This window comes from Streptomyces sp. NPDC002790 (assembly GCF_040295505.1).
GTDB lineage: Bacteria > Actinomycetota > Actinomycetes > Streptomycetales > Streptomycetaceae > Streptomyces.
The window spans coordinates 1-4495 of record NZ_JBEOVM010000215.1; the positions used below are offsets into that span (position 1 = coordinate 1).

Here is a 4495-nt window from a genome sequence, read left to right on the forward strand (position 1 = left end):
CGCTTTTACTCCGGCGGGGGCTGTTCCCAAATCTCGCGGTGCGGTGTGTGAGCACGATAAAGCCCCGGGGCCTTTGGGGGCGCGGGGTCCGGGGCAGCGCCCCGGGACCGCAACGCCGGAGGGGCTTGACGTCTCGGGGCTCCGCCCCGGACCCCGCGCCTCAATCGCCGGCGGGGCTTGATATGCCCATCCGTCCGCGGAGCTTGATGGGCCCACCCGTCCGCGGGGAGAAGGTCGCCGCCCAGCAGGATCCGGGAGCGGGTTACGCTCGGTGGGTGGACCCGAAGACCCGGAACCGGATCATGGCCGGTGTGCTCGTGCTGATGTTCGTCGTCGTAGCCGTCGCGGCGGCCGTCGGCCAGTAACCGACCGACGCCCGCCCCGTACGCGTCTACCAGGCGAAGGCTTCCGGGGACGGCCCAGGCCCCGGGAAGACCTCGTCCAGGCCGGCCAGCACCTCCTCGCTCAGCTCAAGATCGACCGCCCGCAGCGCCGAGTCGAGCTGCTCCTGCGTGCGCGGACCGACGATCGGCCCCGTGACGCCGGGCCGGGTGAGCAGCCAGGCCAGCGCCGCCTCACCGGGCTCGATCCCGTGCTTGCCCAGCAGATCCTCGTAGGCCTGGACCTGCTCGCGCACCTTCGTGTTCTCGAGCGCGGAGGCGGAGCGGCCCTGCGACCTGCGCTTGCCCTCGCTCTCCTTCTTGAGCACGCCGCCGAGCAGCCCGCCGTGCAGCGGGGACCACGGGATGACGCCGAGGCCGTAGTCCTGCGCGGCCGGGATGACCTCCATCTCGGCGCGGCGCTCGGCGAGGTTGTAGAGGCACTGCTCGCTGACGAGGCCCACGCGGCCGTGCCGGGCGGCCAGTTCATTGGCCTGGGCGATCTTGTAGCCGGCGAAGTTGGAGGACCCGGCGTACAGGATCTTGCCCTGCTGGATCAGGACGTCGATGGCCTGCCAGATCTCCTCGAAGGGGGTCCGGCGGTCGACGTGGTGGAACTGGTAGATGTCGATGTAGTCCGTCTGCAGCCGCTTGAGGCTGGCGTCGACCGCGCGGCGGATGTTCACCGCGGAGAGCCGGTCGTGATTGGGCCAGGCGTCGCCGTCGGCCGCCATGTTCCCGAACACCTTCGTGGCGAGCACCGTCTTGTCGCGCCGCTCGCCGCCCTTGGCGAACCAGGTGCCGATGATCTCCTCGGTACGGCCCTTGTTCTCGCCCCAGCCGTACACGTTCGCGGTGTCGAAGTAGTTGATGCCACTGGCCTGCGCCGCGTCCATGATCGCGTGGCTGGTGGCCTCGTCGGTCTGCGGACCGAAGTTCATGGTGCCGAGGACGAGTCGGCTGACCTTGAGTCCCGTGCGTCCGAGCTGTGTGTACTTCATGGTCCATAGCCAAGGACCTGGAGTGCGCTCTAGGCAAGCGGGTCGGGACTTCGGGCCCGGTCAGTCGCGGGGGAAATCCGTGGTGTCGAGGGTGAGGCCGACGGGGGTGTCGGTCATGCCGACGGCAGCGCCGAAGGCGACGGTCAGCTCGGACACGTACTCGCCGCCCTTGGGCTGGGTGTAGAGGTGGCACTTGCCCTGGTAGGGGTCGGCGACCAGGTGGACGGGGACCTCGGCGGCGGCGTAGGCGGACTTCTTGGGGCCGTAGTCGTTCTGTGCCGTGCCCTTGGAGATGACTTCGGCGACGAACACCACGTCCTGCCAGAGCCACAGGCCCTTGGCGTTCTTCTCGGCGGTCTCGGAGACCAGGGTGACGTCGGTGGCGAAGCCGTTGAGATTGCCCGGGTAGTCGATGCGGACGTCGGACTTCACGCGCTTGCGCGGGTACTTGGTGCGCAACTGCTCGACGATGTCCAGGATGATCTCCCAGTGCGTGTCCCGCTGCGGCGACATGTAGACGATCCCCTCGACGATCTCCGCCTTGTAGCCCTCGGGGATGGTCATCTGGTCGAACATCTCGTCCAAGATCTGCTCGTTCACCGTCGCCATGTCGATGTCGATCCTGTCGATTGCCTCAGCGGTCATCGTGGCGCTCCTCCCCGGCCACCCGACGGATGCGGGCAGCCGCGCAGTACAACGATACGCAGAGTGCTCCGGTCACAGCAGGGCGCAGAACTGCGGAAACGCTCGAACGTGCGCGCTAACGGACCTGTTGGAGCGCCCCGGACGGCCCGCCGATGCCCCACGCCTGACGCAGCGCGTCCGTGAAGGCCGAAGCGAGTTTGTGCTCGCCGGAGGCGTTCGGGTGGGTGCCGTCGTACGTGTCGTCCTGGATGTCGTACGACTCGGGGACGGAGGCGAGGAGCAAGGCGGAGCGGGGCTCGTCCAGGTCCGCGACCGCCTTCGCCAGAAGGGTGTTGAAGTGGGCGACCTCGGCGGCGAAGGGGGCGTCCGACGCGGCGCGGATGTTGGGGATCACGGGGAGGACGACCATGCGGATCGCCGGGTTCGCGGAGCGGGCCTCGGCGACGAAGCGGCGCATGTTCTCCGCGGTCTGTTCGGCGTCGGTGTAGAAGCCCAGGTCGATCAGGCCGAGGGAGACGAGGAGGACGTCGGCGCCGGTGGCCGTGACCGCGCCGGCGATCAGCGGGGCCATGTGCTGCCAGCCCTCGCCCCAGCCGGCGAGGTGGTGCTGCGGGAAGTCCGGGTCGGCGTACGCGTGGTTGTCGCCGTGCAGGGCGGTCCGGGGGCCGACGAGGGCGTACGCGTCGCGGTCCGCGCCCAGGCGGTGCCAGAAACGGTGGCGCCAGGTGTGTTCACCGGCGCTCCCTATCGTCATCGAGTCGCCGACCGGCATGAACCTGAGCACCCGCACATCATCGTCGATCTTCCCGGCCGGGTGCGTGTGAGCCCGAACACGCCTGGCAAGCTGGGGGCATGCGTGCGTATGTGGGTGCGGCCGGGGCCGCTGTCGTTCTTCTGCTCGGTGGCGTGGCCGCCGGGCCCGCGGCTGCCGACTCCCGCTCCGTCGGCTCCGACGGGTTCACGATCCAGGACCCGCGGATCACCGAGTCCAGCGGGCTCGCCGCCTCGCGCGCCCACCCGGGCATCTACTGGACGCACAACGACAGCGACGACGGCGCGTACCTGTTCGCGGTCGACGGCCGAACCGGGAAGACCGTCGCCCGCATCACGATGAGCGGAGTCGGCGCCCCGCGCGACGTCGAGGCGATCTCGGTCGGCTCCGACGGGAACCTCTACGTAGGCGACATCGGCGACAACCTCGGCGGCAAGTGGGACCACGTGTGGATCTACAAGCTGCCCGAGCCGAAGAAGCTCGTCGACCAGACGGTGCGAGCCACCCAGTACGTCGTGAAGTACGCGGACGGCCCGCGCAACGCCGAGTCGATGATGGTCCACCCGAAGACGGGCCGGGTCTACATCGTCGAGAAGGGCGACGACGGCGGCGGCCTGTACGAGGGCCCCTCCACGCTGAACTCCTCCGCCACCAACACCTTCCGCCGCGTCTCCGACATCGACCTGTGGGCGACGGACGCCGCGTTCTCTCCCGACGGGAAGCAGCTCGCCGTACGCGGCTACTTCGGCGGCGTCTCGTACGCCTGGAACGACGGAAAGCCCAAGCGGCAGGGCCGGTTGAGCGTGCCGATGCAGCCGCAGGGCGAGTCGGTGACGTACACGCCGGACGGGAGGACGCTGCTCTACGGGAGTGAGGGCAAGGGCAGTTCGGTGGAGCCCGTGGAGGTCGAGGGCGCGGGCGGCTCCGGAGACGGCTCGAACTCGACCTCCGGGCAAGGCGGTTCGGACGGTGACGGCGGCAGCGCCCTCACCGGCAAGGCCGGTGCGGTCGGCGCCGCCGTCGTCCTCATCCTGCTGTTCGGGATCGGCCGTCTGCTGAAGTGGCCCGGAAAGTCCGGCAAGGGCTGAACCAGGGTGAACTACTCGCCCAGCAAGCGCACTTCGTAGTGCAGCGTCCGGTCCCGCCGCACCTTGTGCGTGAGCGGCACTGTGATGCCGTGCAGGAACGGGTGCTTGCGGCGGATGAGGGCGGCCGCGTGCTTGTTCTCCTCGCCTCCCTGGTCGAGCAGCCGGACCCGCGCCTTGACCGCGGGCCCGGTCGGCGCGCCGCGCACCGTGGACGGCGCGATCTCCACTTCGGGGTTGTTGCGCATCCGCTTGACCTTCCAGGCCTTGCCGAAGGTGCGGATGTACGCGTGGTCGCCCTCGACCGCGATGTTCACGGGGGTGCCGACGCCGGTGCCGTCCTTCTTGTGCGTGGTGAGCAGGACGGCGTACTGCTTGACGAACGGGGCGAGCGCGGGGCTCGGATCGGGCTTGTCAGTCGTCATACGTCCATGGATGCACCGCGGCGGCGTTCTGTCACGTCTCACGGCACACCGCGCGGCACCGTGTCCCACACCTCGGGGCTCCGCCCCGGACCCCGGGGGGGCCAAGCCAACGGGCGCGAGAGACCACCGCCGGGGCCCCGCACACCACCACCACCAACCCGCACCCCCGCAGACGGAAACCGACCCC

At 69.6% G+C, this 4495-nt stretch carries 5 protein-coding genes; 1 reads left to right on the forward strand and 4 read right to left on the reverse strand.

Annotated features, from left to right (window positions below; genetic code table 11):
• Positions 1-391 precede the first annotated feature (391 nt).
• The 3 genes from ABT004_RS35985 to ABT004_RS35995 all read right to left on the reverse strand — a co-directional run bounded on the left by ABT004_RS35985 (position 392) and on the right by ABT004_RS35995 (position 2810).
• Positions 392-1381 (reverse strand): aldo/keto reductase, encoded by a 990-nt coding sequence (locus ABT004_RS35985; protein ID WP_351345954.1) that lies wholly within the window; start codon positions 1379-1381, stop codon positions 392-394.
• A 60-nt stretch (positions 1382-1441) separates the two neighbouring features.
• On the reverse strand, positions 1442-2026 hold the full coding sequence (locus ABT004_RS35990; RefSeq protein ID WP_351345957.1) for a Uma2 family endonuclease: 585 nt from the start codon (positions 2024-2026) through the stop codon (positions 1442-1444).
• 115 nt (positions 2027-2141) lie between these two features.
• Entirely contained in the window at positions 2142-2810 is a 669-nt protein-coding gene (locus ABT004_RS35995) for an SGNH/GDSL hydrolase family protein (RefSeq protein WP_351345960.1), read from the reverse strand.
• 68 nt (positions 2811-2878) lie between these two features.
• Between ABT004_RS35995 and ABT004_RS36000 the strand changes: the two genes are divergently transcribed.
• Positions 2879-3886, forward strand: coding sequence for a WD40 repeat domain-containing protein (locus tag ABT004_RS36000; RefSeq protein ID WP_351345963.1), 1008 nt, complete (start codon positions 2879-2881; stop codon positions 3884-3886).
• 11 nt (positions 3887-3897) lie between these two features.
• Here the strand turns inward: ABT004_RS36000 and ABT004_RS36005 are convergent, their stop codons facing one another.
• Positions 3898-4308 (reverse strand): PPOX class F420-dependent oxidoreductase, encoded by a 411-nt coding sequence (locus tag ABT004_RS36005; protein ID WP_351345966.1) that lies wholly within the window; start codon positions 4306-4308, stop codon positions 3898-3900.
• Between the last annotated feature and the right edge of the window lie 187 nt (positions 4309-4495).

Excerpts from the sequence above, each read along its gene's own strand:
- ABT004_RS35985 (WP_351345954.1), bottom strand. The coding sequence starts at position 1,381 with ATGAAGTACACACAGCTCGGACGCACGGGACTCAAGGTCAGCCGACTC.
- ABT004_RS35990 (WP_351345957.1), bottom strand. The coding sequence starts at position 2,026 with ATGACCGCTGAGGCAATCGACAGGATCGACATCGACATGGCGACGGTG.
- ABT004_RS36000 (WP_351345963.1), top strand. The coding sequence starts at position 2,879 with ATGCGTGCGTATGTGGGTGCGGCCGGGGCCGCTGTCGTTCTTCTGCTC.
- ABT004_RS36005 (WP_351345966.1), bottom strand. The coding sequence starts at position 4,308 with ATGACGACTGACAAGCCCGATCCGAGCCCCGCGCTCGCCCCGTTCGTC.